This is a genomic window from Corynebacterium sp. HMSC076C10 (genome assembly GCF_001812455.1).
Lineage (GTDB): Bacteria > Actinomycetota > Actinomycetes > Mycobacteriales > Mycobacteriaceae > Corynebacterium > Corynebacterium jeikeium_D.
On sequence record NZ_KV809097.1, the window covers coordinates 69849 to 96534 of the forward strand.

Consider the following 26686-nt stretch of genomic DNA (forward strand, 5'->3'; position numbering starts at 1 on the left):
CGACATCGGCCAACTATCCAATCATTGCCCCTAGGATTTTTGTTGTTGTCCTGGCGGTTTCACGCCGGTTGACGATGCCGCGTCGTCCTGAATAGGCGGCACGGCGGGGAAAGTTGTTTTGTCGACTTGCCGAATCCGCGGTCCGCTGTAGGCTGAACGCGAAGCCGCGCTTATTCGTTGGTTGAAGCGGTGCTTGGGGTCTGCCTAGCGCAGCGTTTCAGGGCGCGGAATCTGGCTCACGGGCCGTATGGGGGTTACGCAGGTTTTAACTAAACCACGCAGGGGATTTATGGGAGGGGACTAGGCCTAATGGACCTTATTTCCGCAACTGATGTCACGGAAACAAGACAGCCGTCAACGGGATCTACATCGTCGTCGTTGCGCGGTGCTGTGGTGGACTGGCTGTCATCACGGCAGGCCGCGCACTCGGACACCGCTAACACGAGCGGCGCGGAGGTGTGCGTCGCCAAGGCGCTTGAGCGCGAGAAACGGCCACCGATAATCTGCGCGCGATTGCGCAGGGGCGTGCGCGAAACCGCTGTGCGCGAGGCATTTTCGCAATGTCACGCGGAGCTGGCCGACAAGCTGTGCGCCCCTGTCGCGCTGGTCATCGAGCAACAACCGATTCGCCATTCGCTTGCCGACGAGTATTGCGACATCTCCACAAACGAGACAGCTGAACACACTTTTTTGTTCAGCTCCGCGTTGCGGAAGATTGCTGAACGCTACGGTGCGGAAGACGAATCACGCGATGATGACGGGCTACTCGCAGTGCAGTTGACTGAGATCGCGGCAGCCTTTCCCGCGGCTAGAGACAGCCTGGAGGAGTTGCTATGGCAACACCGGACGTAGTTGAGCCACGTCCGGTCTCGGCGGAGGGGTCGGAGCAGCCACCGCTTCTTGTCACCAAAGCCGGGGGCGCGGCGGACCGCGCGGACTTCTCGCAGATCGTTGACACTGCGACGCCGCCACGTCGGCTGGAGTTTGTGGATAAACGCAGCGCCGTCGTGCTCTATGTTGCAGACAGCGAGGTGCAGCCCACGCGGGAGTGCGTCAGCACGGTTGCAGCAATTAGCCAGGCCACCGGCCGCGTTGCAGTTGGCCTGATTGGCAATGGTGAGTATGCCGAGGCCTGGCGTCAGGAAATCGACAGCATAATCCCGATGGGTGCGCTGGACGAGAGGATGGCCAGAACCCTGGTTCTGCTGGCAGAAGGCCCGCCCAGAAACTCGGGGGAAACACTGAGCGCGCGCCGGGCTCGAAATGTGCGAGCTCAGCTGGCGCAGGAGCGATCGCGCGGAGCAGGGGCGGCGGCGCGATTGCAGCGGAAGATGCAGTTGGTAGCTGAGAGTGCAGTGCGGGATGCGCTCCAGGAAGTGGCTGACGGCCCCGCGGGTGACCAAGCGGAACTTCAGGGCCGTGCCGAAATTGCAGCGACGCGGCTGCAGCAGCGGTGTGGCGACGAATTGGGCCTTCGTTTGGAAATCCCGGTGCCCGCTCCAGAAAGTCCGGCTCGCCCTAGTTATGCCATGGACGCGCTGGTGGCGGTGGCCTCGCTTGGCGTGGCGGTCGGCGCAGTGCGGATCGTCCACGGGGTGCTGATGTGGGTTGGGGTGCCGACGCTTGTGGCGCAGCTGGTCGCACTTGCAATAGGCCTCGGCGTTGCGGTGGTGGCGGTGGGCGCAACGATTCGTCGTAACGCACGCCAACGCACCGCGCAGTGGCGGGCAAATTACCTCGCCCATCTGCGGCGAAAATGGACGCAGTCCGTGGAGATGGCGGTGCGCGAGGCCCTTGGTGCGCGGGGTCCGGGATGGCGAATAGAGCAGCTGGCGGAGTACACCGGAACGCCTGCGCGATAGCCGTGACAGCTAAGAGAAATAGGGGGATATCACGATGGATGAGTTTTCTTTACTGCAGTACTTTTCCGATCAACCCGCGTCCGATGGCGGGGTGGAGGCGCATTCGCCTGCTACGCCGTGTGGTTTGGAGGCGGCGACGCCGATTGATGGGCAGTCTGCGGACGTTGGTGGCGCCGGGCTGGTTGTGGAGGTCGATGGGCAGCTCTACGACCTCGGCGACGACGAGGGGTCAATTACGCTTGCCGACGACTCTGGGTTGTCGATCTATTCGGATTTAGACGGTGACGGCACGGTGGATCACGTTACGACGGTCCGTTTTGACGGCACTTGGGAGTCTTGGAGCAGCGATGATGTGAGGGCTGCTGACGCGATGGGCGGAGCGGCAGCGGAAACGGTATCAGCAGCGGGGAAGTGGGATGCGTACTCATGGGAACAGTCCGCGCGGGGCAGCTGGGACTAACGACTTTGGAACCGCTGCGCGCGGGGGTACCCGTGTCTCGGTTGCTTACAAATGGGGGTAACTGCAGCCAAAGGGTTAATGGTTGTAAATTTATGTGGTGAGGCTGGCCTTATTCGCTGGTTATGGCCATAAATGAACAGGTCGCAAGAATGGGGCGGGGAAAATTAATTGTTGTAAAGCTGTGATGTAACGGCCTGCAAATGAGGGAACGAGCCGATTGTCGATGTGGGGCCCGGCAACTTTCGGTATCCCCCGGTAGCCTTAAATTAAGACGCGAATCAATGAGTCAGGAGAACTGATGTCCGCACCTTCTATTCCTGGTCTCGAGGGCCAGGCCCCGACCGAGAACGCCGAACTGCTGCGCTGGATTGCTGAGGTCGTAGAACTGACCCAGCCAGACAAGGTTGTCTTTGCTGATGGCTCGGAAGAAGAGTGGAACCGCCTTACCCAGGACCTGGTTGATAAGGGAACTCTTATCAAGCTGAATGAGGAAAAGCGCCCGAACTCTTTCCTTGCCCGCTCTAACCCGAAGGACGTTGCTCGTGTGGAGTCCCGCACGTTCATCGCTTCTGAAAAGGAAGAGGATGCTGGCCCGACCAACAACTGGGCGGATCCGGTCGAACTGAAGAAGGAAATGACCGAGCACTACCGCGGTTCCATGAAGGGTCGCACCATGTTCGTCGTTCCGTTCTGCATGGGTCCGATTACCGACCCGGAGCCGAAGCTGGGTGTTCAGCTGACCGACTCGGAGTACGTGGTTCTCTCCATGCGAATCATGACCCGCATGGGTCAGGATGCCCTGGACAAGATTGGTCCGGACGGAGACTTCGTCCACGCTCTGCACTCCGTTGGCGCTCCGCTGGAGGAAGGCCAGGAGGACGTTGCATGGCCGTGCAACGATGAGAAGTACATCACCCAGTTCCCGGAGACCAAGGAGATTTGGTCCTACGGTTCCGGCTACGGCGGAAACGCCATCCTGGCCAAGAAGTGCTACGCACTGCGTATCGCTTCGGTCATGGCCAAGGAAGAGGGCTGGATGGCTGAGCACATGCTCATCCTGAAGCTCACCAACCCAGAGGGCAAGGCCTACCACATCGCCGCTGCATTCCCGTCTGCATGTGGTAAGACCAACCTGGCTATGCTGACTCCGACCATCGAGGGCTGGAAGGCCGAGGTCGTCGGTGACGACATCGCATGGCTGAAGTTCGGTGAGGACGGCCGCCTGTACGCTGTCAACCCTGAGAACGGCTTCTTCGGTGTTGCACCGGGTACCAACTACTCCTCCAACCCGAACGCCATGAAGACTATGGAGGCCGGTAACACCCTGTTCACCAACGTCGCACTGACCGACGATGGCGACGTCTGGTGGGAAGGCATGGAAGGCAAGCCGGAGCACCTCATTGACTGGAAGGGCAATGACTGGACTCCGGATTCCGACGAGCTGTCCTCGCACCCGAACTCCCGTTACTGCACCCCGATTTCGCAGTGCCCGGTCGCTGCACCGGAGTATGACGACCCGCAGGGTGTCCCGATTGACGCCATCCTGTTCGGTGGCCGTCGCCCGGACACTGTGCCGCTGGTGACCCAGGCTCTGTCCTGGAACCACGCAACCTTCATCGGTGCAACCCTGGCTTCCGGCCAGACCGCTGCTTCCGCTGAGGCTAAGGTTGGCTCCCTGCGTCACGACCCGATGGCAATGCTGCCGTTCATTGGCTACAACGTCGGTGACTACCTGCAGCACTGGATTGACATGGGTGTCAAGGGCGGCGACAAGATGCCAGAGGTCTTCCTGGTCAACTGGTTCCGCCGCGGCGAAGACGGTCGCTTCCTGTGGCCGGGCTTCGGCGACAACTCCCGTGTTCTCAAGTGGATCATCGACCGCATTGAGGGCCGTGTTGGCGCCAAGGAGACCGTTGTTGGTCACACCGCTAAGGCAGAGGACCTGGACCTGACTGGCCTGGACATCGACTTCGCCGATGTCAAGGAAGCCCTGAAGGCACCGGCTGCTAAGTGGCAGGGTGACCTCCCGGACAACGAGGAGTGGCTGAAGTTCCTCGGCGACCGCGTTCCGCAGGAAGTCTGGGATGAGTTCGAGGCTCTGAAGGCTCGTATCGAGAAGAGCCTGCAGGACTAAGATCTTGCTAGCTAGCCTTGCTAAAAGCTAGAACCTAGAACCACCCCCTTGTTGCCCGAAGTGGCTGGCAAGGGGGTGGTTTGTGCAGTACAACGATGAAGGATGACACGCAATGCAACTAACGCTTTTCTCTGATTTGAGCCTGCGTGTCATCACTTTGATGGCGACGGGGGAGCCGGGGCGCAAATACACCGCTGCCGAGGTAGCGGAGTCTCTCAATGCGTCTCGCGCGCATGTTTCCAAGGTTGTCTCGCGGCTTGTGGAGCTCGGCTTCTTGGAAGCGGTCAAGGGGCGCAATGGTGGCATCTATCTGCGAGATTCGGCTACGGAAAAATCCGTCGGCAAGCTGCTGCGCACTCTGGAAAACAACGAGGTCGTCGATTGTGTCGGCACTGACTGTCCATTGCTGCCGACGTGCCTGTTGCGTGGCAAGTTAGCGGCTGCACAGGAGGCGTTCTTCGCGGCACTCGATCCGGTGTTGATTGCTGATCTCATTCCCGCCAAGTCGGTTGATGGTGCGGATGGTGATACTTCCGAGGGAGGTAGCTTGTCTGAGGGGGCGAGGCTCAATATTCGTCCGGTTTAGGTGGTTTAGGCGTAGAACTGAAGGCCTAATCTCGATTTGAAAAGAGCTGAGAGTGGTGCTGTCGAAGCTTGTCTGTCAAGACTTTTGGCGGCGCCGTTTCTGCAGCTAAAAGCGGTTGATTCGCAACTGCAAAGACTAGTTTTGGCGCCAACAAACAATATTGCGCAAACAAAATGCGCAATATGGTGATAGTGTGAAGTCATGCCAAACCTGAATGTCAACAAGAACGGCCTGACTCCAGAGCAGGCCGAAGTCGTCACCCAAACCCTGCCCGTCGTCGGTGCCAACATCGAGAAAATCACGCCGAACTTCTACAACCGGATGTTCGCTGCTCACCCCGAACTCATTGCCGATACCTTCAACCGCGGCAACCAGAAGCAGGGGGCTCAGCAGAAGGCGCTGGCGGCATCCGTCGCTACCTTCGCAGCTACCCTGGTCGACCCAGACGCTCCTGCCCCGGAGGAACTGCTTTCCCGCATCGGCCACAAGCACATTTCCGTTGGTATCAAGCCGGAGCAGTACCCAATCGTGCACAAGCACCTCTTCGATGCCATCGAGGAAATCCTCACCCCAGAGGTCTTTCAGGGGGCTGTCCGCGACGCATGGGATGCCGTCTACCTGGAGATGCAGCGTGTTCTCATCAACTTCGAGAAGGGTCTCTATGACGACCTCGGTGTCGAAGCAGGTGATGTTTTCCGCGCCGCTCACGTCGTCTCTCGTGAAGACCGCGGTGATGATGTCGCAGTATTCTCCGTCAAGCTTGACGACGAAACCCCCGTTTCCTACCTCCCAGGACAGTACATCTCCGTGCGTCAGACCATGCCGGACGGCGCCGGCCAGCTACGTCAATACTCTCTGGTCGGCGGCAAGGAAGGTGTTCTGACCTTCGCGGTTCGTCGTGTCGATGCCTCTGAGGACCTGCCGGCTGGCGAAGTTTCCACACAGCTGTGGGAAAAGGTGCAGCCGGGCGATGCCATCGAGATCTCTCTGCCTGCAGGCGACCTGGTGTTGGACACCAAGTCCGATGACCCGGTGGTGCTCATTTCCGCAGGTATTGGCGCAACTCCGATGATCGGCATGCTGGATGCCCTGGTGGCTGCCGATTCCAAGCGTGATGTCGTCGTTCTCCACGCGGACCGCGCAGAAACCGCAGATGCCCTGCGCGCAGAGCGTGACAATGCTGTCGCCGCTCTGGCCAATGCTCGCCAGCAGGTGTGGTACGAGCCGGATTTGATGAATCTGGCGGATGCGGAGCTGCCGGAGGGCGCTCAGTTCTACCTCTGTGGTGGCAATGGCTTCCTGCAGGCCATTCGCCAGCAGCTCGCCGGTCGCGGTGTTGCTCGCGATAACGTTCACTTCGAGCTGTTCAGCCCGAACGATTGGCTGCTAGACGCTTAGCGCCACAACCGCGCCGTCGCCATAAAAGCCGTCGTCACAAATAAAACCGAATGACCAGCCGCGATATATGTCCGGGGCTGGTCATTTTGCAGTTTGTAGCATCGGCGGCTTCGTGTTACTCGGCCAAGCCGGAAAGCTCCGCAACAACCTCGCCCGCATATTGAACCTCGCACTGCGCAAACCCAATACCTGCCCATAAGTTGAGATATTCAGAATCGCCGGCCTTATTCGCCGCGCCGCGAATCGGCGTGGTCAAGTAGTGCAGTTGAGGGTAAAGCTCCGGCGCGACCCTAGAAAACTCCCGGGTAAACGTGTTCTCGATGGCACGCGCAGGCTTACCGGAAAAGGCATGAGTCAAAACGGTGGCACGCTCCACCAAATCACGCAGTGCCCGTCGGTGCGTTTCCTTCGTACCCGCCTCCGCGGTGGTGAGGAACCGTGTGCCAACTTGCACAGCCACCGCGCCGGCTTCCACAAGCTTGACGACGTCCTCTCGGTTACCCACCCCACCAGCGGCGATGATAGGTACATCGGTTACCGCACATGCTTCGGTGACTGCTTGGGCGAGCTCTTCTACAGAGGCCCCAATGCTGTCGGACGAATCCTTCCCCTTCACAAATGCGCGGTGCCCACCCGCAGCTAGTCCCTGCAGGACAATGCGATCAGCGCCAGCCTCCGTCGCCGCCCGTACACCCTCAATTGAGGTCGCATTCAAAATCACTTTGCGGCCTGATTCCTTTACCCGAGCAATGACCTCGTTGTCTGGGTGGCCAAAGGTGAAGGAGACGAACTTCAGGGCATCGGGATTGGGCAGAAAGTCATCAGCGAGAATTGCCTCGACTTTCGCCGAGAAGTAGTCATCTGACCAGGTCGGAGTGTCAGGCAAATCGATGTCGAAGTGGGCAGCGGCCGGCGCCAGACGATTACGAAAAGCGGTCCACTGAGCAAGTTCCTCCTCTGAGGTTCCGACACCGGCGTCAGCTGTGTTGGGGCAGAAGAGGTTGATGCCGAAACCTTTGCCGTCGTCAAGCAGTGTGCACGTCTGCTGTGCCTGTTCAGTGAGCTTTTCGACAGTGAGATATCCGGCGGCAAGGGTGCCAACCCCGCCAGCATTGGAAACGGCAGCGACGAGTTCGGGCGTGGATGGGCCACCGGCCATCGGTGCCAGAATGATTGATGAGCGTCGGAGGTTTTCGGGAGATTTCGGGGTCGTACTGCTCATAGGGCGAGAGTAACACTAAGGCCGGATTCCCCCGCGTGGGAGAACCCGGCCAATGCCGACGAACGGCGTTGCGCGATAGACGTCGCGCTACCGCCTCAAGAACTCAAGGACTACTTGGTGCTCTCCGGCGGATCCAGTGGCATACCCTGGCCAGCGCGGTAGAACGGAATGTCCTGCGGTGCCAGCGGGGTCTTGCCGGCGATGAGGTCAGCGGCCTTTTCGGCAATCATCATGGTCGGTGCGTAGATATTGCCGTTGGTGATGCCCGGCATGACCGAAGCGTCAACCACGTAGAGGCCCTCGGTGCCGTGAACCTGCATGGTCTCCGGATCGACCACGGCCATCTCGTCGGAGGCCGGCCCCATCTTGCAGGTGCAGGATGGGTGCAGGGCGGTCTCGGCATCCTTGCGGACCCACTCGAGAATTTCCTCGTCGGTCTGCACATCTGCACCCGGGGAAATCTCGCCGTCGGTGTACTCCTTCATTGCCGGAGTGTCCAGCAGCTTACGGGAGACCTTCACAGCCTCGACCCATTCACGGCGGTCCTGATCAGTGGACAGGTAGTTGAACAGGATCGACGGCTTGACCTTGATGTCCGAGGAGGTGATGTGGACATGGCCACGGGCATCCGAGTACATCGGACCAACGTGGAACTGGAAACCGTGCGGGCTATCGATCTTCGTGCCGTCGTAACGCATGGCCAGCGGCAGGAAGTGGAACATCAGGTTCGGGTAGGGCTCGTTGTCGTTGGAGCGCGCGAAACCGCCACCCTCGAAGTGCGACGTTGCCACCGGGCCCTTGTGGGTGAGCAGCCACCACAGGCCAATGAACGGCCAACGCCACTTCTCCAGGTACGGCTGTGAAGACACCGGCTGGGTGGCGTTGTACTGAATGTAGACCTCCAGGTGGTCCTGCAGGTTTTCGCCGACACCAGGCAGGTGCTTGACGACGTTCACTCCGGCGGCATTCAGAATCTTCTCATCGCCAACGCCGGAGACCTCGAGCAGCTGCGGAGAGTTGAAAGCGCCACCGCAGAGGATGACCTTGTCTGCTCGCACCTGGTGTGTACGACCCTTCCAGGTGTACTCCACGCCGACGGCCTTGGTGCCCTCGAAGAGGATGCGGGTGGCTTCTGCGCGGGTGCGAAGCTCCAGGTTTGGACGCTGCAGGGCTGGGTGCAGGTATGCGCGGGCAGCGGAGAGGCGACGGCCCTTGTCGATGTTCGCGTCGAAGGGACCGAAGCCCTCCTGGCGGTAGCCGTTGACGTCCGGAGTGTAGTTGTAGCCAGCCTGCTGAACAGACCTGAAGAAGGCCTTGAACAGCGGAGAATCGGCCGGACCGCGCTTCATGCGCAGTGGGCCGTCGTGGCCACGGCGCGGGTCGTCCTTGTCGGAGCCGAGCGCATTTTCCATGCGCTTGAAGTAAGGCAGAACGTGGTTCCAGCCCCAGTTCTCTAGCCCCTTGGTGTCGCCCCACTTGTCGTAGTCCATGGGGTTACCGCGCTGGTAGATCTGGCCGTTGATGGAGGAGGAGCCGCCGACGACCTTGCCGCGGGCGTGGTAGATGCGGCGACCGTTCATCTCCGGTTCCGGCTCGGATTCGTACTTCCAGTCGTAGTACTTGTTGCCGATTGGGAAGGAGAACGCCGAAGGCATGTGAATGTAGAGATCCCAGAGGGAGTCCATGCGGCCGGCCTCGAGTACGAGCACCTGCTGAGTGTGGTCTGCGGACAGCCGGTTAGCCAGCACAGAGCCGGCAGAGCCCGCGCCAACGATGACGACGTCGCGGTGTTCGACTGTGGTGTTGCCATTCTTTTTACCGAAGTTGAAGACAGCCGGGAAAGCTCCCATGTTCTGGTGTACCTCCGTAGGTTGTTTGCCGATGTATATCGGAATGGTTTTCAAGGACTGTGATAAGCCCCGATAAGCCCCAAGTAATATTTAAAGGCGGGCCCTATATATTGATATTGGAATAAGTGGCCGGAGGCGTATCTCAAATCCCCTTCACCTATATAGAATGCCACACAATTGGTATTCAATTCCAGTTGGAATGATTTTAAACGTCTTGAAAACTGGGTAAATATGCAGGTGAAGGTGTTGATGTTGGTATTGGAGAATTCTTCTGAATCGATTCTTAAACTTGAGGGATTATTCAAACTAGGTATGCTGGGTTAGTTCCCGAATCTGAAGGATTTTCCTATGTCTGATACTCCGCCAACTGAGAAGGTAACGGAGGAAAAATCTGGATCGTCGCAAGGAATGCAGCGATCGCAGTCGGTCCCTCCACAACAAGCGCAAGCGAGTGTGACCTCCGAGCCTGAGGTCAACTGGCCTGTATTTATTATTTCAGGCGTTGGTATTCTCGCCATTGCCCTGTGGGCTATTTTTGCCCCGGACAATGCAGCGGACACCCTAGCGGGCATTGTCGCCTGGGTATCGAAGAACTTCGGTTGGTTCTATATCGTGACCGCGACGGTGGCAGTGCTCTTCATGCTCTACATCGCCATCTCGCGAACGGGGCAGATTAAGCTCGGCCCCGATCACGCCAAACCTCAGTTCGGCCTGTTTTCTTGGGCCTCTATGCTCTTTGCCGCAGGTATCGGCATTGACCTGCTCTTCTTCTCGGTAGCAGAGCCGGTGGCACAGTACTATGGCCCGCCGACCGGAGATGCGGAGACCATCGAAGCCGCGCGTCAGGCAGTGGTGTTCACGCTCTTCCACTATGGTGTGACCGGTTGGGCGCTCTACGCGCTGATGGGCATGGCATTCGGCTACTTCGCTTACCGCTTGAACATGCCACTGACCATTCGCTCGGCGCTCTACCCAATCATTGGCAAGCGCATCCACGGCCCCGCTGGTGAAGCGGTCGAAATCGCAGCGATGCTCGGTACCGTTTTCGGTGTCGCAACTTCGCTGGGTATCGGCGTCGTCCAGCTGAATTACGGCCTGCGCGTGCTGTTCGGGGTGGATGAGAGTACGTCCTGGCAGATCGCTCTAATCGTCGTGGCTGTATCGGTGGCTATCGCCTCCGCGGTTTCCGGTGTTGACAAGGGGATTCGCCGTCTCTCGGAGCTCAACGTTGGCCTGGCCATCTGCTTGATGCTCTACATCCTGGTCACTGGTCGCACGGCGTTCCTGTTTGACGCCCTGGTGATGAACGTCGGCGAGTACGTCTCCAAGTTCCCATCCATGACTATGGATACCTACGCGTTCTCCGGAGCGCAGGAATGGTTGAATTCCTGGACCCTGTTCTTCTGGGCTTGGTGGGTGGCCTGGGCACCGTTCGTCGGTTTGTTCCTGGCTCGTATTTCCCGTGGCCGTAGCCTGCGCCAGTTTGTCGTCGGCACGCTGACCATTCCATTCCTCTTCGTCCTGATGTGGGTGTCGGTATTCGGTAACTCGGCGCTGGACCTGGTCATCAATGGCGATTCGGAGTTTGGCCAGACTGCACTGGATTACCCGGAGCGTGCCTTCTACCTGCTGCTGGAGCAGTACCCGGCGCCGATGATGGTGGCTGCAGTCGCATCTCTGATTGGCCTGTTGCTCTACATCACCTCGGCGGACTCGGCGGCACTGGTGATGAGTAACTTCACTTCGAAGATCACCGACACACAGCAGGACGGTAAGAAGTGGACCCGTATTTTCTGGGCTGTCGTGGTCGGTGTGCTGACCATCTCCATGCTCTATGTCGGTGGTATTCCGACGCTGCAGTCGGCAACGATTGTGATGGGTCTGCCGTTTGCCTTTGTCATCTATCTGGTGATGTATGGCCTGTTTAAGTCGCTGCGACTGGAGCTGTTGCAACAGGATTCGACACGTCGAGCCCTCCATGGTGCGATGTCGGGCCGCGCCGTGGATGGCCAACAGGGTGACTGGCGCAATCGACTTGCCCGCTCCATGTCCTTCCCGGGCAAGAAGCCAGTCATGCGCTACCTCGACCGAGTGGTGCAGCCCGCACTTGAACAGGTGGCAGATGCTATCAGGGAACGTGGCGGTGAAGTGACGCTGCACCGTGAACCAGCAGAAGAAGTCGGTATTGACCAGATTGACCTGCAGGTCGGATTCGGCGAGGAGATGAGCTTCCGCTACCAGGTCTATCCGGTTGAACACTTGACGCCGTCTTTCGCTGGCCTGGTACACCTGGACAGTGATGCTGATATTTACTACTACCGCCTCGAGGTCTTCACGCTGACCGGTTCGCTCGGCTACGACGTCTATGGCTACACCCAAGAGCAGCTGATTTCCGACGTCCTCGACCTCTACGAACGGCACTTGGAGTTTTTGCACATGCAGTCTGATCTCCCGGGCACCTCAGATCTGTCCGATAATGCCGAACCTGTCCGCGAATGGTCTGATGACTACGCCAAGGAGGATTCCTAAATGACCTTTAAGCCTTCAACTACTGATAAGGCCCTCGCACCCGAGACCGCCAAATCCCACGAAGGCGCGGCCACGCTGTTTATCGACGGCACCTGGTCCGCTGCAGCCGCTGGCAACACTCGCACTATCGAGTGCCCGGCCGATGGCTCTTTCATCGCCGAAGTTGCGGAAGCAGATGCGACCGACACCGAGCGCGCCATCGCCGCCGCCGACGCCGCCTTCCGATGTACCGGGGAAGGTTCCTGGGCATCCTGGAGCACAGCTGAGCGCAGCAAGTTGGTACTCGACATCGGTGCTGCCATCAGGCAGCGCAAGGACGAATTTGCCTGGGCAGAGGCCATGGATACCGGTAAGCGCCTGCCAGAGGCGGCAGCCGATATGGATGACATCATCGCCTGCTTTGAGTACTTCGGGAAGCTTGCAGGCAATGATGCCGGTCGTCTCGTGGATGCGGATGACCCGTCCGTCGTCGCGCGTATTGTGCGTGAGCCCGTCGGTGTCTGTGGTCTGATTACGCCGTGGAACTACCCACTGCTGCAGACCGCATGGAAGGTCGCACCGGCGCTGGCCACGGGCAATACCTTTGTGCTCAAGCCGGCGGAGCTGACTCCGCACACAGCAATTCTACTCATGCACGTCATCGATGATCTGGGTGTTCCGGCGGGCGTTGCCAACCTCATTACCGGAGCTGGTGCCGAAGCGGGCGCACCGCTGTCCTCGCATCCGAAGGTGGACATGGTCTCCTTCACTGGCGGTCTTGTCACTGGCAAGATTATTGCTGGTGAAGCGGCTAAGTCTGTGAAGAAGGTCGCGCTTGAGCTCGGCGGCAAGAACCCGAACATCATCTTCGCCGACGCCGATTACGAAGCCGCTTTGGACAATGCCCTCAATGCTGCGTTCCTGCACTCCGGTCAGGTGTGCTCGGCGGGCGCTCGCTTGATTGTGGAGGAGTCCATCGCCGAGAAGTTTGTCGACGATCTGGTCGAGCGCGCCGGACACATCCAGCTCGGCGGTCCGCTCGACGAGAAGGCCGAGACCGGTGCGCTGATTTCGAAGCAGCACTTGGATAAGGTCGCGGCATACGTCGATCGAGCTCGTGAGCAGGGCGCTCGTGTGCGCGTAGGCGGCGAGATCGCCGCAGGTACCACCGCCGATGGTTCCGCCTCGCTTGCCGACGGCTACTTCTACCTCCCAACCGTGATTGACCAGGTCACCCGCGAAATGGACTGCGTTCACGACGAAGCCTTTGGCCCGGTAGTGACGGTGGAGACCTTCACCACGGTTGACGAGGCCATCGAGATCGGCAACGACACCGAATACGGCCTGGCCGGTGCGGTGTGGACATCTAACCGCGAGGTGTCTGAGCGTGTTTCCCGCGAGCTGCGTCACGGTACCGTCTGGATCAACGACTTTGGCCCCTACCTGCCACAGGCCGAGTGGGGTGGCTTTGGTCAGTCCGGTATTGGCCGTGAGCTGGGCCCGACCGGCCTGGAGGAGTACACCGAAGCCAAGCTGGTCTACGAGAACACAGCACCGGCTGTTACCGGTTGGTTCGAGGATCGTCGTTAAATAACTCGGCACAAGTCCGAGTAAAAATACGGGAAAACGACCCATCGGCCGTTATACTCACCGATTGAAAAAATCGACTCTGCGCACAACTGCGATAAAGGTTTGCAGTTGTGCGCGTTGTGTTTTCTAAAGGACATCTGCCGTGAACGCTACTACCCGCTCCGACAATGCCAGTTCTAGTGCCGCCAGTGGGCCAGATACTGCCTGCGCCGATACTGCCAGCACCGCCGCGACCTTCACCCGCTTCACCCGGCGCCAGCATGTCATCGCCTGGGCTGTGCATGCCTTTACGCTGACCGGTTTGGTGTGGGCAACGCTGGCTGCGGTCGCACTGTTGGAGGGCCGCCCACATTGGATGTGGTTTTGGCTGGGGATTGCCCTCGTCGTCGATGGTGTCGACGGCAATATGGCGCGTAAGCATCACATCAAGGAAGTCGTCCCGTGGTTTAACGGCGCAGTGGTGGACAATATCGTCGACTATCTCACCTGGACCGCCATACCCGCGGCTTTCATGGTTATGTATCTGCCGCTGGGGCCACGGCCGTTGGCGATTGCCCTGATCATTTTGGTCCTGGTGTCGTCGATGTTCTGCTATGCCAACGAAGCCGCCAAGTCCGGCGACTACTACTTCGTTGGTTTCCCCGCCGCGTGGAATATCGTGGCGGTCTTGCTGTGGGTATGGAACGCGCCCATGGCGGTGTGTATCTCTGCCATTTTTATCTTCAGCGCAATGACGTTGGTGCCGCTGCACTACACGCATCCATTCCGCGTGGAACGCGGCCGGATTGCCAACATTGCCGCAACGTTCATCTGGATTGTCTCGACCGGCATGCTTATCGCAAGTGAGACGATGGCAGCGTCGTTAAGCAAGACGTCTATCCACGGGCTTGTGGCTGTCAACGTTGCCGCCGGTGCCTGGCTGATTATTGGCGGCGTGCGGCGCTCGCTTAGCGGTCGCTAGCGGCAGTTGGTGGGTGGTTGGCGCAGGATTGCGGAGATGGCGCGGTCGCGCAGCCAGCGGACGTATTCGACGGCGCAGGCTGCAACAATTAACGCAATGACAAAGATAGTGACCCACACCGGATAATCGCGCCCATTGGCCCAGAAGTAGACGTAAGGCGAGACGAAAGTCACTAGGGTAATCAGGAGCCCCAGCATTCTTCGGCCGAATGAGCGGCCGGTGATCATCTCGACAATTCCCCAGGTGTAGGGGATAGCGGTAATGATGTCGATGCTCCACAGCACCCAGACATTGCCGTGGAATCCGGGGACGAAAACCACAGGTAGCGCGCGGAGCGAAGAGTAGACCATCACCACCAGGTAGGCCAACACTTTCGGGTTGTAGAGCAGGCGCCACACGGGGTTGCGCTCGATGAGTTTGGTCCCGACTTTGCGTAGTGCATGCAGATCCTTTTGCTGCATGACCAGCGTATTTGTTCCCTCCAGCAGGTAAGCGAGCAGTTTTTGCTGCACGCGACTGCCGTGTGCCCAGGCCTGTACCAGCTCGCTTGGCGAGATAGCGATGGGCACCAGTGGTTCTCCGCGCTGTTTCAGTGCAGTGGGAAGCTCGAGGGTACTGTCATCGAGCTTATCGACGGCCAGTTCCGGGCCCACCACATGAACGATGTCGCTACCGAGGATGTTTTGTACCTTGTCCACATCACTTTCGGGCAGCGAGCTGAACCAGAGTAGCTGCCGGGAGGAAATCGCCATTCGCAAGGCGGTACCCAGAGCTTCTGCCGCGTCATCGATGGCGTAAAAGTCCTGCGTGTTGGTGTGGGCGAGTGAACGCAAGCTGTCGATTATTGCGACATTTTTGGCATTGAGCTCGCTGAGGCGGGCCACGCCGGAAATATCGATGACCGCCTGAGGATCAAGGGCGAAAGCATGGGTAAAAGGAAGGTCGAGTATCGAGCGCATCGCAAGGAACCGCTGGTGTCGCTGGTGTCCAACCAGGGCTGAATTCTGTGCGCTCATAGTGTTTTAGCTTGCCACAACTTGCGCTTCTCACCAGCAACTATACGGTTCGGTCTGTCTATTGGCAGGTGTTCTACCCTGTGAAAACTTCATTAAGTTGGACTTTTTTCGCTGTGTAGAGTAGCTTCTAATCCACTAATAGACAGGTCTGTTCATTATGGCTTTGATGACGGACTGGCTCATAAATTTAGGAGAAACACTCTCATGCTCATTTCAGGACTAGCGCTGGGTGCCGTGCTCGGCTTTGTTATGCAGCGAGGACGCTTCTGCGTCACCGGCTTCTTGCGCGACATCTTTACTCAGCGCAGCTGGCGCGGCTTTGTCGCCCTGCTGATTGTTATTTCCGTCCACGCCATCGGTCTGGCCGCACTGACCAGCGCCGGCGTGATTACTCCCGAATACAACGAGCTGGCACCACTGGCCGTTATCGTCGGTGGCGTTATCTTCGGGCTGGGTATCGTCCTGGCTGGTGGCTGCGCCTCGGGCACCTGGTACCGCTCCGGTGAAGGCCTGATCGGATCATGGATTGCACTGGTCTTTTACGCCCTATCCGCTGCTGCTATGAAGACTGGCTTCCTCAATGGGGTACAAGATGCCTTGAAGGACCGCACCGTCGGCCTGACCAGCATCCACGCCTCGCTCGGCATTAGCATCTGGCCTCTGGTCATCGCGTTGAGCGCCGTCACGGCATACTTCGCCGTACGCTACCTGCGTGAAGAATTCTCCGGTCCGCGCCCGGCCACTCTGGCGCCGCGCAAGTCCGGTCTCGCGCACATTCTGACTGAAAAGGCCTGGCACGTGTACGCCACCGCCGCCATCGTTGGTGTGCTTGGCGTTATCGCATGGCCGCTGTCCGCCGCGACCGGCCGCAACGACGGCCTCGGCATCACGACTCCGTCCTCCAACCTTGCCAACTACGTTGTTACTGGTGACACCGAGCGTTTCGACTGGGGCGTCCTCCTCGTCCTCGGCATCCTCGTCGGCTCCTTCATCGCGGCCAAGGCCTCCGGTGAATTCCGCCTCCGCGTCCCGGACGCCACCCAGGGTGCACGCTCGGTCGTCGGCGGCATCTTCATGGGTGTCGGCGCTGCGTGGGCCGGCGGCTGCACCGTCGGTAACGGCATGGTCCAGACCTCGCTGTTCAGCTACCAGGGTTGGCTTGCGCTGGCGTCCATCGCCGCAGGTGTCGCTATCGCCGCAAAGCTCTGGCTGAAGCCGTCCGCACCTTCGCTTAACGACGTCCCGAGCACCCCTTCCACCACCAACGACACAGCGGTATCGGCAACTGCTCCGGTCACTTCGGCTGCTACTTCGCCTGTGTCCCTGCCGGGTAGCGAAGGTGCCGGTGTCGCTGGCACCGAGGCCTCCCCGCTGGCGGGTGCCTTTACTGTCGCGCCGGTAGCGTTGCTCGACCGGAGCGTCGTCAAGCAGGAAGACGGCAAGCTCAAGCCACTGGGCGATGGGCGTTACGAGCTCGACACCGTCGGTGCGGTGTGCCCCTTCCCGCTGATCGAGGCCAAGGACGCGATCAACAAGATTGAGGTCGGCGAGGAGCTGGTGATTCCATTCGACTGCACCCAGGCCACGGATGCGATTCCGCGCTGGGCTGCGAAGGATGGCCACGAGGTCACCAACTTTGAGCAGACCGGTGAAGCTGGCTGGACGATTTCCGTCCGCCGCGGGAAGTAGAGCTCTGGTGGCGCTGGGGGAGCGTTGTTAGGGTGAGGGCATAGATTGATTGACATCAACAACAAAGGAGCTTGACCATGGCAAAGAATATTCGACCACTAGATGCTCTCGTAGTCGCGGGTGCCGCCAGCGTCCTTGTGCTGGCCGGTTGCTCCTCCGATGATTCGGCTAGTACTGAGGCAAGCAGCACTGTTAGCGAGACCAGCTCTTCCGTGTCGGCCACCAGCTCTGAGGACCATGACGACATGGATGATATGGACGATGCCGATGACCACGGTGAGCACGGCGACCACGGTGAGCACGGCAATCATGATGACGATGCAATGGCAGGCCATAATCACCCGGCCGATGGCGGCCCGGCTCCCGAGGGAATGGCTCCGGCTGACAACGCGAAGTTCCCGGTCGGCACTGAGGTGAAGGTTCTGGCCGACCACATGCCGGGCATGAAGGGTGCAGAAGGCAAGGTTGTCGGTGTTTTCAACACCACCACATACTCCGTGTCCTACACTCCGACCGATGGCAGCGAGCCGGTGAAGGACCACCGTTGGGTTGTCCACGAGGAGATGGAGAACCCAGGCGAGGCTCCGCTTGCCGATGGCTCCGAGATCACCATCAACGCCGAGCACATGGCGGGCATGAAGGGTGCCAAGGGCACTGTTGATTACTCCACCCAGGAGCCGGTCTACATGGTTGATATCGACGAAGATGGCATGACCATGAAGAACCACAAGTGGGTCACGGAGAGCGAGCTCGCACCGGAGGACTAATTAGTCAGGCTTAGTCAGCTACTTCTAGTCCGGTTGCTTCGGGCCGGTTGCTTCGGCCTAACTCAATCCATTAAAACCGGGTATCACGCAGGAAGCGTGGTGCCCGGTTTTTTTAATGCTTCGCGCCTATGCTCGTGTCCAAAAGCCTTCGGGTAGCGCGTGGTCCGACTGTGAGGGGCGGAGACAGCGGGGACGGGGCCGGGGCCGGCGAGGGCAGGGGCGGTCGGCCACTTGTCGATGAGCTATTCACCTGTCGATGCGCTATAGCGTGGCCATCAGTGAATAACGCATCGACAAGTGCCCAGGTAGACCCCACAGCGTGCGCATAAGTGGCGGAAAACCATCGATAAGACAAGGGAAGTCATCGACAGGTCACGGAAAACCATCGATAAGTCGGCAACACCAGTGCGCATGCTCAGCCCACTCGGTCACTGCAGCTGGTATTAATTCGCCGCGTACCTGCCTTGGCACTTTCTTAATCAGAAGTGCATTCGCGCACCTCAAAGCGCATAACCCCAGTTCAGCCGGGTGTTAAAAAAGCGTTAATAGGTGCCCGCCGCGGTAGGTATGAGTGTTTTATAACTGTCATGTTCGTAGACATTTTGCTTCTGCTACTCACCGTCGCGGCCTTCCTGCTACTGCAGGGCTGCGCAAAGGCGGTGAAGAAACTATGACGTGGGAATTGATCGTCGGCGCCATTTTAGGTTTGGCGGCATTGGGCTATGTCCTGGTCGCCCTGATTGATCCGGAGCGATTCTCGTGAGCAACGTCATTATGGGATTTGTCCCGGTAATCATCGTGATGGCCGCACTGGCCATCCTTTACATCCCGCTCGGCAATTACATGGGGCGGGTATTCACCACTGATAAGCACTTGGGTGTTGAGCGCGGTTTCTACCGCGCCATCGGTGTGCGCCCAGAGGCCAACCAGCACTGGACAAAGTACACCGCCAGTGTGTTGAGCTTCTCCGCTGTCAGCGTCATCTTCGTCTACCTGCTGCAGCGAGTGCAGCAGTGGCTACCGCTCAACCACGGCAAGGGCCCAGTCTCTCCGGACCAGGCGTGGAACACCGCGGTGTCGTTTACCACCAACACCAACTGGCAGTCCTACTCCGGTGAAGAAGCCATGACGGTGCTGACTCAGATGGCTGGCCTGGCAGTTCAGAACTTCGTCTCCGCCGCAGTCGGTATTGCAGTGGCGGTGGCGCTGGTTCGAGGCCTGGCCAACCGTCACGGTGACGGCAACATCGGCAACTTCTGGGTAGATCTGACTCGTACCGTCCTGCGAGTGCTGCTGCCCATCGCCGCTATTGGTGCAATTCTGCTGATTTCGCAGGGTGCCATCCAGAATTTCTCGGCCCCACAGACTATTCAGACTGTCACCGGCGGCAGCCAGACTATCCCGGGCGGTGCCGTGGCATCGCAGGAGGTCATCAAGGAGCTGGGTACCAACGGTGGCGGTTACTTCAACGCCAACTCCGCGCATCCATTTGAAAATCCGAATGCGTGGACCAACATGCTGGAAATCTTCCTTATCCTGTTGATTCCGGTCTCGTTGACCAGGGCATTCGGTGTCATCATCGGCGACAAGCGCCAGGGCTGGGCCATTCTGTCCACCATGGCGGTGCTCTACTTCATCTCTCTGGCTGTCGTTATGTCCAGCGAGACTGCGCTGCAGTCCTTCCAAGGTGGCGGCATGGAGGGCAAGGAGTTGCGCTTCGGTGTGCTGCCGAGTTCCTTCTTTGCGGTGACCACCACCATGACGTCGACAGGCGCGGTGGACAGCTTCCACTCCAGCTACTCACCACTGGCAGGCGGCATGCTCATGCTGAACATGCTGCTGGGTGAGATCAGCCCTGGTGGTGTGGGCTCCGGTCTTTACGGCATGCTCATCATCGCCATCCTGACCGTGTTCATCGCCGGCCTGATGGTCGGCCGTACGCCGGAATACCTGGGCAAGCGCATTGGTGTTTCGGAAATCACCAAGGTCTGCCTCTACATCCTGGTCATGCCAGTGCTGGTGCTGGCAGGTGTCGGTATCTCCACCATGCTGCCGTCGACGCTGGACTCCGTGTCCGCTGATGGACCGCACGGCTTCTCCGACCTGATTTACGCCTACACCAGTGCGTCCAACAACAACGGTTCGGCATTCGCGGGCTTCGGTGCCGACACCCCGTGGTTCAATATGAGCCTTGGCTTCGCCATGCTGTTCGGTCGCTTCCTGCCAATCGTCATGGTGCTGGGTCTGGCTGGTGACTTTGCCAAGCAGAAGCCAGCGGCTGAAACCGCAGGCACGCTGCCGACCCACCGACCGCAGTTTGTGGGTCTGACCGTTGCCATTGCAATCATCGTCAGCGCCCTGACATTCCTACCAACTCTCGTCCTTGGCCCGCTGACGGAGGCCCTGTCATGAGCAAGAATTCCAACGCATCTTCCGCTTTTACTCCCAGCGCGCTGAAGGCCGCTCTGCCGCTTGCGTTGAGCAAGATGAATCCGCGCCAGCTCGTCGCCACTCCGGTGATGTTCCTGGTTGAGGTCGGCGCTGCATTCACACTGGTTCTGGCCATTGCGCACCCATCGCTGTTTAGTTTCTCCATCACCGTGTGGCTGTGGCTGACGGTGTTGTTCGCAACGCTGGCCGAGGCCGTCGCCGAGGGCCGCGGTAAGGCACAGGCTGAGTCGCTGCGCGCCTCGCGCACCACCTCCGATGCCTTCAAGCTCAATGAGGGGGCCAATGCCGCTGAGGCGCTGATTAGCCCTGCTGCTCAGACGACCAAGGTCGCTGCCACGGAGCTTGTTCCGGGCGATATCGTCATCGTCTCCGCAGGTGAGGCCATCCCCGCAGACGGCGATGTCGTCGTTGGCGCCGCCAGCGTCGACGAGTCGGCCATCACCGGTGAGTCCGCGCCGGTAATCCGCGAGGCAGGCGGCGATCGCTGTGCGGTCACCGGTGGTACGCGCGTGCTTTCCGACGTCATCGCCATCGAGGTCACCACCATGCCTGGTGAGAGCTTCATGGATCGGATGATTGGCCTGGTCGAAGGCGCACAGCGCAAGAAGACTCCGAATGAGTTGGCGCTCGGCTCCCTGCTGCACGTGTTGACCTTGATCTTCCTCATGGTCGTCATCGCACTGGCGCCGATGGCTATCTTCAATGGCGCTGAGCAGGATCCGTTGGTCCTGATTGCGCTGCTGATCTGCCTGATCCCGACCACTATCGGTGCACTGCTGTCCGCTATCGGTATCGCTGGCATGGATCGTCTGGTGCAGCACAATGTGTTGGCCATGTCTGGCCGTGCGGTTGAGGCCGCTGGTGACGTCGCCACGCTGCTGCTGGATAAGACCGGCACCATCACGTTCGGTAACCGCCAGGCCGCGGAGTTCACTGAGGTCGGTGGGACTAGCCACGCTGAATTGGTGTACGCCTGCCAGCTCTCCTCGCTTGCCGACGAAACCCCCGAGGGCCGATCCATTGTCGAGCTCGCGGAAAAGGAATCCAGCGAACGTATCGACGAGTCCGTCTACGCCACCGCGACCTTCATTCCTTTCACTGCTCAGACTCGTATGAGTGGTATCGAGTTCCCGGCAACCGGGGAGCAGAAGAACCGCAAGGTGGTAAAGGGTGCAGCTACCGAAATTGTGAAGCTGATGAAGCGCATCGGCGTCACGGTTCCTCCCGAGGTCGAGGGCATTGTGCAGCGCATTTCGGAAGCTGGCGGTACCGCACTCGTCGTGGCCGAGATTATCGGCGGGGAGGACGTAACCAGCGGTGACAGCGGCCGGGTGCTCGGTGTGATTTACCTCAAGGACATCGTTAAGCCGGGTATGCGTGAGCGCTTCGACCAGTTGCGCGAAATGGGTATCCGTACCGTCATGATTACCGGTGACAACGCCGTGACAGCGCATGCGATTGCGAAGGAGGCGGGCGTTGACGATGTTCTCGCCGAGGCTACCCCGGAGCAGAAGCTCGAGCTGATCCGCAAGGAGCAGTCGAAGGGTCGTCTGGTCGCTATGACGGGTGACGGCACCAACGACGCGCCAGCATTGGCGCAGGCTGATGTGGGTGTGGCCATGAACACCGGTACGTCCGCCGCGAAGGAAGCGGCCAACATGGTGGACCTGGATTCGGATCCGACCAAGCTGATTGACGTGGTGGGAATCGGCAAGCAAATGCTGATTACCCGCGGTGCGTTGACGACTTTCTCCATCGCCAACGATGTGGCGAAGTATTTCGCCATCATTCCGGCCATGTTCGTTACAGCCTTGCCAGGCCTGGACAAGCTCAACATCATGAATCTGCACTCGCCGGAAAGCGCCATCCTCTCTGCGGTGATTTTCAACGCACTGGTTATTGTCGCGCTGATTCCGCTGGCGCTGAAGGGCGTGAAGTACCGCGCTGGTTCCGCAGCATCGCTGCTCAGCCGCAACCTGCTCATCTTCGGCGTCGGTGGCATCATCGCACCGTTTATCGGCATCAAAATTATTGACCTCCTGCTCTCCGGAGTGTTCGGGCTGTAGTCCCGTACCGACAGTTCCGCACTAAGAGCCCCGAACCAAGGGGCTCGTACCTACAGTCCCGCACCAAGGGGCCCGCACTCACGGTCCCGCAGGACGGAAAAGAATTGAGAAGGACATGAACAAGAATTTTCGGTTGATATCCACCACAATCAAGGCGTATCTGCTGCTCACGGTGGTTCTCGGCCTGCTTTACCCAGCTGCCATCTGGGCAGTGGGACGCATCTGGTCCGATAATGCCGATGGGTCGCTGATCTACAACTCAAAGGGTGAAATTCAGGGCTCGGAGCTGATTGCCCAGGAGGTGACGAAGCCGGGCTTCTTCTACCCGCGCCCGTCCGCCGCTGGCGATAACGGCTATGACGCAATGTCGTCCTCGGCATCCAACGTCTCGCCCTGCAACAAGGAGTTCCAGGCTGAGATTGAGCAGCGTCGCAAGGGCGTTGCAGCGCGAGAAGGTGTTAATCCTCAGCAGGTTCCAATCGAGGCAGTTACCGCTTCCGGTTCCGGCTTGGACCCGCACATCTCCCAGAAATACGCCGAGCTGCAGGCGCCCCGTGTGGCTAAGGAACGAAACCTGCCACAGGCTGAGGTGGAGCGTCTAATCTCTGAAAATAGTGAGAACACAATGACGGAACAGGGCTCGCAGGATGGTGGGCGACTGGTCAACGTCGTAAAGCTGAACGCCGCCCTGACAGACGGACAGTAAGCATCCCGCGATCGGGCAAGGTAAGGCAAGTAAAGGTCTGTAAGAAATGGCCAAGCGAGGAAAACTGAAGGTCTACCTGGGGTTTGCCCCGGGCGTGGGCAAAACGTGCGCCATGCTGAGCGAGGGGCACGATCTGTACTCCCGCGGGCACGAGGTAGTCGTTGGGCTGGTGGAGCACCACGGTCGCGAGCGGACGAAGAAGCTCATCGAAGGCCTGCCGGTGTTGGATTGCCGAAAGGTGTCCTACCGAGGCAACACCTATCGTGAGCTGGATGTTGATGCGATTATCGAGATGCATCCTGAGGTCGCCCTCGTCGACGAGCTCGCGCACACCGTCGTCACCGATGAGCCGGACAACGAGTTCGTTCAGCAACGCAAGCGCTGGCACGATGTCTACCAGCTTCTCGACGCAGGCATCGATGTCATCTCGACGATGAACATCCAGCACCTGGAATCGCTTAACGACGTCGTTGCGGCCGTCACCGGCGTGCGCCAAATGGAGACGGTGCCCGACCGTGTCCTCCGCGATGCGGACGAGATTGAGCTCATCGACTTAAGCCCGGATGCCCTGCGTATCCGACTGTCCCGCGGCGAAATCTACCGCAAGGAGCAAGCGGAACTGGCGCTGCGGAAGTACTTCCGACCCGGCAACCTCAGCGCCCTGCGTGAGCTGGCACTGCTGTGGCTGGCCGACAAGGTCGAAGAGGTTCTGGACTCCTACCGCGAAGATGAGGAGATCGACGATCATTGGACTACCCGCGAGCGTGTGGTGGTAGCGGTGCGTGATGACAACAACGCCGAGGCCATGATTCGTCGCGGTGCTCGTATGACCGGTCGCGTGGCCGGCCGCGAGATGATTGTCGTGCACATTACCGGTGATGACGATGGCCTCGACCGCGGCTACTTGCGTCGACTGCGAAAACTGCAGGACCTCACCGAGTCGCTGGGTGGGCAGTGGCGTACCATCGTGGGCGATGATGTGCCGGGCATCCTGCTGGAGTTCTCCCGCACGGTGAATGCATCGCAGCTGGTCATCGGATCGGAGCTGGGGTTGCGACGCTATGTGGGGTTGAGTACTTCCCAGCGCATCATTGATCAGGCCGGGCCTATCGATGTGCACATCATCTCCTCGAGCTCAGAGAAGAAAGCTAAGCGGCGCAAGAAACTGCGCTCTCGCTTTTCCAAGGAGCGACGCATCACGGGGTGGCTCCTGGCGCTGGTGGGGCCAGTGCTGTTGACGTTGCTGCTTTACCAGCTGGACACCGGCCCGGAGTTCCTGGGCGTGCTGCTGCTGACCTACCTGATGCCGATAGTCTTCGCCGCGATGGCGGCAGGATTGGTGCCGGCGCTGGCGGCAGTGGTGGTCGCCTCAATACTGGCGAACTGGTACTTCACCGCTCCGGTGAACACCCTGACTATCACCGAGCCGGCCAGCTTGGCTCAAATCCTGCTCTTCGGTGTGATTGCGGCGGCTGTGGCGACGGTGGTGGAGCGTTCCGAGCGCCGCCGCGAGATGGCGGACAGGAGTCTGCATCAGGCAGTCGTAATGTCCGAGTTGGCACACGGTGTCGTCCACGATGGCGACAACATGTCCAACCTGGTCCACAGCTTGGCGGATACGTTCTCGATGGAGCGCGTGGACGTGCAGCGTTACTCCTCAGAGCGCAAGAAGTGGTTGACCATTGTCACCACCGCCGAACACGGCTTGTCCGAACCGTGGCCGACAGAGCTGCCGATGACTAAGGTCAGCTCCGGCGATGACCTGCGCTTTGTGCTCAGTGGCCGTGAACTCACCGCCGCTGAGACTGCCATGATTGCGGCTCACGGTTCCCGCATCCGGGCGCTCATGGACATGGAGGAAATCGCCGCGATGCGCCGCGCCACCGCTGCCCTCGAGGCGGGCAACCGCGTGGGCAGCGCGGTGCTGACCGCCGTTTCACATGACCTGCGCACACCGCTGGCCAGCATCAAGGCTGCGATCTCCAGCATGAACATGGAGGACGTCGAGCTTGACGACGAAACGCGTCTCATCCTCATGGAGACAATCGAGAGTTCCGCTGACCGCCTAGAGGTGGTCATTGGCAACCTACTCGATGCCAGCCGCATCGACTCCAGCACCAAGCGGGTGGAAAGTGTGCCGGTTAGCGTCTCCGATGTTGTGGACGCGGTATGTGCGGAGCTGCCGGAAGCCGCAGGTCACATTGACCGCGATATTGACCATGACGCCTGCATGGTGGAAGGCGATCCTGGGCTGATCCAGCGCATTGTTTCCAACATCGTCATCAACGGCCGTCAGTACGCACCGGAGTCGAGCCTGACCATTCGTACGCGGCCCAGCGAGCGCGGTGTGCGCGGTCCCGCCGACATGCCGGTTATGGGCTCGCTGGGTGCTATCGCTGCGAGCGCATGCATAGACATTTTGATCATTGACCACGGTAAGGGCATCCCGGAGGATAAGTTGGAGGAGATTTTTCAACCGTTCCAACGCCTTGGCGACTACTCGGCACAATCTCAGGGCCTTGGTCTGGGACTTGCCGCCGCCTCGCGTTTTGCCGACGCCATGGGAGGCGCCATCCGCGCCGAACAGACACCCGGCGGCGGTGCTACCTTCGTGCTGACGTTGCCGCGTGCAATGGGCGAGAGAAAGTAGGATTCCATGAATCTCAGTTCAGGACAACCCGCTGGTCAGGCTGGCAACAAACCCGGGCGAAAGATACTCATCGTCGAGGATGATGTCGCCATGGCCCGCACTGTGCTTGTCAGTTTAAAAGCCCGCGGTTACGAGCCACGTGTCGCGCAAACGGCCACGCGGGCGTTAGCCGCGGTCAGCGAGTGGAAGCCCGACGCCGTTCTCCTGGATCTGGGCTTGCCCGATGTCAGTGGCCTGGAAGTTCTGCGTTCTTTGCGCAGGTGGAGCGATATTCCAGTGCTGATTGTCTCCGCACGTCACGACGAGGCGGGGAAAATCAACGCCCTCAATGAAGGGGCCGATGACTACGTCACCAAGCCTTTCTCGATGGGGGAGTTGTTGGCTCGGCTGCGTTCAACCATGCGGCGTGCTAGCAAAGTAGTGGTCGAAGAGGTGCCGAAGGTGACCTCCGCAGATGGTCATCTAATGGTTGACCTGGCCAAACGGCAAGTTCTCGTGGCGGACGAGCTCGTGCATCTGACCCCGCGCGAGTGGGACATCCTGGTCTACCTGGTGCAGCATCGTGGCGAACTGGTGACCAAACTGGAGCTTCTCAAGGCCGTCTGGGGTGGCCAGTACGAAAAAGAGACCAACTACCTGCGCGTTTACATCTCCCAGCTGCGCCACAAGATTGAGCCTCAGCAGGCTCACAACAAGTACTTGCGCACTGAGGTGGGGGTCGGTTATCGCATGGTGCTGGACGAGGAGTAGCAGCCGGCTGCTTGCCCGTT

The 26686-nt window shown here is 59.5% G+C and carries 20 protein-coding genes; 17 read left to right on the forward strand and 3 right to left on the reverse strand.

Annotation, left to right across the window (positions count from 1 at the left end):
• The first annotated feature begins 309 nt into the window (after positions 1-309).
• From HMPREF2857_RS02705 to HMPREF2857_RS02730, 6 genes are all read left to right on the forward strand, one after another.
• A complete protein-coding gene (locus HMPREF2857_RS02705) occupies positions 310-852 on the forward strand; it encodes a hypothetical protein (protein ID WP_070642633.1) in 543 nt (180 codons plus the stop codon).
• On the forward strand, positions 834-1862 hold the full coding sequence (locus HMPREF2857_RS02710) for a hypothetical protein (protein WP_070642635.1): 1029 nt from the start codon (positions 834-836) through the stop codon (positions 1860-1862). The genes HMPREF2857_RS02705 and HMPREF2857_RS02710 overlap by 19 nt, the downstream gene beginning before the upstream one ends.
• A 34-nt stretch (positions 1863-1896) precedes the next feature.
• Positions 1897-2322, forward strand: a complete 426-nt coding sequence (locus HMPREF2857_RS02715; RefSeq protein WP_070642637.1) for a DUF6802 family protein — start codon at positions 1897-1899, stop codon at positions 2320-2322.
• Between the two features lie 298 nt (positions 2323-2620).
• Complete coding sequence (locus HMPREF2857_RS02720) at positions 2621-4456, forward strand: phosphoenolpyruvate carboxykinase (GTP) (RefSeq protein WP_049171801.1); 1836 nt, start codon at positions 2621-2623, stop codon at positions 4454-4456.
• 112 nt (positions 4457-4568) lie between these two features.
• Positions 4569-5042, forward strand: a complete 474-nt coding sequence (locus HMPREF2857_RS02725) for an Rrf2 family transcriptional regulator (RefSeq protein WP_070642640.1) — start codon at positions 4569-4571, stop codon at positions 5040-5042.
• 201 nt (positions 5043-5243) lie between these two features.
• Positions 5244-6440 (forward strand): globin domain-containing protein, encoded by a 1197-nt coding sequence (locus tag HMPREF2857_RS02730; protein ID WP_070642641.1) that lies wholly within the window; start codon positions 5244-5246, stop codon positions 6438-6440.
• 115 nt (positions 6441-6555) lie between these two features.
• On the opposite strand, the gene HMPREF2857_RS02735 is transcribed toward HMPREF2857_RS02730, so the two are convergent.
• Both HMPREF2857_RS02735 and betA read right to left on the reverse strand, forming a co-directional pair.
• On the reverse strand, positions 6556-7662 hold the full coding sequence (locus HMPREF2857_RS02735) for an NAD(P)H-dependent flavin oxidoreductase (protein ID WP_070642642.1): 1107 nt from the start codon (positions 7660-7662) through the stop codon (positions 6556-6558).
• A gap of 110 nt (positions 7663-7772) precedes the next feature.
• Entirely contained in the window at positions 7773-9512 is a 1740-nt protein-coding gene (gene betA / locus HMPREF2857_RS02740; protein ID WP_016421625.1) for a choline dehydrogenase, read from the reverse strand.
• Between the two features lie 348 nt (positions 9513-9860).
• On the opposite strand from betA, the gene betT reads away from it, so the two are divergent.
• The 3 genes from betT (at position 9861) to HMPREF2857_RS02755 (ending at position 14571) form a co-directional block, all read left to right on the forward strand.
• Entirely contained in the window at positions 9861-12041 is a 2181-nt protein-coding gene (betT, locus tag HMPREF2857_RS02745) for a choline BCCT transporter BetT (RefSeq protein WP_070642644.1), read from the forward strand.
• Positions 12042-13610, forward strand: coding sequence for an aldehyde dehydrogenase family protein (locus HMPREF2857_RS02750; protein WP_070549957.1), 1569 nt, complete (start codon positions 12042-12044; stop codon positions 13608-13610). It begins immediately after the preceding gene.
• 142 nt (positions 13611-13752) lie between these two features.
• Entirely contained in the window at positions 13753-14571 is an 819-nt protein-coding gene (locus tag HMPREF2857_RS02755; protein ID WP_083310487.1) for a CDP-alcohol phosphatidyltransferase family protein, read from the forward strand.
• On the opposite strand, the gene HMPREF2857_RS02760 is transcribed toward HMPREF2857_RS02755, so the two are convergent.
• The gene (locus HMPREF2857_RS02760; RefSeq protein WP_070642646.1) at positions 14568-15587 is read right to left on the reverse strand and encodes a hypothetical protein; all 1020 of its coding nucleotides are present in this window, start codon (positions 15585-15587) and stop codon (positions 14568-14570) included. The two genes, HMPREF2857_RS02755 and HMPREF2857_RS02760, sit on opposite strands and share 4 nt — an antisense overlap.
• Positions 15588-15791: 204 nt before the next feature.
• On the opposite strand from HMPREF2857_RS02760, the gene HMPREF2857_RS02765 reads away from it, so the two are divergent.
• The 8 genes from HMPREF2857_RS02765 to HMPREF2857_RS02800 all read left to right on the forward strand — a co-directional run bounded on the left by HMPREF2857_RS02765 (position 15792) and on the right by HMPREF2857_RS02800 (position 26666).
• Complete coding sequence (locus tag HMPREF2857_RS02765) at positions 15792-17276, forward strand: YeeE/YedE thiosulfate transporter family protein (protein WP_070642648.1); 1485 nt, start codon at positions 15792-15794, stop codon at positions 17274-17276.
• A 77-nt stretch (positions 17277-17353) separates the two neighbouring features.
• A complete protein-coding gene (locus HMPREF2857_RS02770; RefSeq protein ID WP_070642650.1) occupies positions 17354-18043 on the forward strand; it encodes a YdhK family protein in 690 nt (229 codons plus the stop codon).
• Positions 18044-18713: 670 nt separating this feature from the next.
• On the forward strand, positions 18714-18806 hold the full coding sequence (locus HMPREF2857_RS02775; RefSeq protein WP_016421618.1) for a potassium-transporting ATPase subunit F: 93 nt from the start codon (positions 18714-18716) through the stop codon (positions 18804-18806).
• The gene (kdpA, locus tag HMPREF2857_RS02780; RefSeq protein ID WP_070642651.1) at positions 18803-20455 is read left to right on the forward strand and encodes a potassium-transporting ATPase subunit KdpA; all 1653 of its coding nucleotides are present in this window, start codon (positions 18803-18805) and stop codon (positions 20453-20455) included. The genes HMPREF2857_RS02775 and kdpA overlap by 4 nt, the downstream gene beginning before the upstream one ends.
• Positions 20452-22560, forward strand: coding sequence for a potassium-transporting ATPase subunit KdpB (gene kdpB / locus HMPREF2857_RS02785; protein WP_016421616.1), 2109 nt, complete (start codon positions 20452-20454; stop codon positions 22558-22560). Before kdpA ends, kdpB begins: the two co-directional genes overlap by 4 nt.
• Before the next feature lie 115 nt (positions 22561-22675).
• Positions 22676-23266 carry a K(+)-transporting ATPase subunit C gene (gene kdpC, locus HMPREF2857_RS02790; protein WP_016421615.1) on the forward strand — a complete coding sequence of 197 codons (591 nt, stop codon included), beginning with the start codon at positions 22676-22678 and terminating at the stop codon, positions 23264-23266.
• Between the two features lie 46 nt (positions 23267-23312).
• Complete coding sequence (locus HMPREF2857_RS02795) at positions 23313-25916, forward strand: sensor histidine kinase (protein ID WP_070642653.1); 2604 nt, start codon at positions 23313-23315, stop codon at positions 25914-25916.
• Between the two features lie 6 nt (positions 25917-25922).
• Complete coding sequence (locus HMPREF2857_RS02800) at positions 25923-26666, forward strand: response regulator transcription factor (RefSeq protein WP_070602356.1); 744 nt, start codon at positions 25923-25925, stop codon at positions 26664-26666.
• Positions 26667-26686: the final 20 nt, after the last annotated feature.

Bases quoted from the DNA above. Each gene is read 5' to 3' on its own strand.
- HMPREF2857_RS02705 (WP_070642633.1), top strand. From the start codon at position 310: ATGGACCTTATTTCCGCAACTGATGTCACGGAAACAAGACAGCCGTCA.
- HMPREF2857_RS02710 (WP_070642635.1), top strand. From the start codon at position 834: ATGGCAACACCGGACGTAGTTGAGCCACGTCCGGTCTCGGCGGAGGGG.
- HMPREF2857_RS02715 (WP_070642637.1), top strand. From the start codon at position 1,897: ATGGATGAGTTTTCTTTACTGCAGTACTTTTCCGATCAACCCGCGTCC.
- HMPREF2857_RS02720 (WP_049171801.1), top strand. From the start codon at position 2,621: ATGTCCGCACCTTCTATTCCTGGTCTCGAGGGCCAGGCCCCGACCGAG.
- HMPREF2857_RS02725 (WP_070642640.1), top strand. From the start codon at position 4,569: ATGCAACTAACGCTTTTCTCTGATTTGAGCCTGCGTGTCATCACTTTG.
- HMPREF2857_RS02730 (WP_070642641.1), top strand. From the start codon at position 5,244: ATGCCAAACCTGAATGTCAACAAGAACGGCCTGACTCCAGAGCAGGCC.
- HMPREF2857_RS02735 (WP_070642642.1), bottom strand. From the start codon at position 7,662: ATGAGCAGTACGACCCCGAAATCTCCCGAAAACCTCCGACGCTCATCA.
- betA (WP_016421625.1), bottom strand. From the start codon at position 9,512: ATGGGAGCTTTCCCGGCTGTCTTCAACTTCGGTAAAAAGAATGGCAAC.
- betT (WP_070642644.1), top strand. From the start codon at position 9,861: ATGTCTGATACTCCGCCAACTGAGAAGGTAACGGAGGAAAAATCTGGA.
- HMPREF2857_RS02750 (WP_070549957.1), top strand. From the start codon at position 12,042: ATGACCTTTAAGCCTTCAACTACTGATAAGGCCCTCGCACCCGAGACC.
- HMPREF2857_RS02760 (WP_070642646.1), bottom strand. From the start codon at position 15,587: ATGAGCGCACAGAATTCAGCCCTGGTTGGACACCAGCGACACCAGCGG.
- HMPREF2857_RS02765 (WP_070642648.1), top strand. From the start codon at position 15,792: ATGCTCATTTCAGGACTAGCGCTGGGTGCCGTGCTCGGCTTTGTTATG.
- HMPREF2857_RS02770 (WP_070642650.1), top strand. From the start codon at position 17,354: ATGGCAAAGAATATTCGACCACTAGATGCTCTCGTAGTCGCGGGTGCC.
- HMPREF2857_RS02775 (WP_016421618.1), top strand. From the start codon at position 18,714: ATGACGTGGGAATTGATCGTCGGCGCCATTTTAGGTTTGGCGGCATTG.
- kdpB (WP_016421616.1), top strand. From the start codon at position 20,452: ATGAGCAAGAATTCCAACGCATCTTCCGCTTTTACTCCCAGCGCGCTG.
- kdpC (WP_016421615.1), top strand. From the start codon at position 22,676: ATGAACAAGAATTTTCGGTTGATATCCACCACAATCAAGGCGTATCTG.
- HMPREF2857_RS02795 (WP_070642653.1), top strand. From the start codon at position 23,313: ATGGCCAAGCGAGGAAAACTGAAGGTCTACCTGGGGTTTGCCCCGGGC.
- HMPREF2857_RS02800 (WP_070602356.1), top strand. From the start codon at position 25,923: ATGAATCTCAGTTCAGGACAACCCGCTGGTCAGGCTGGCAACAAACCC.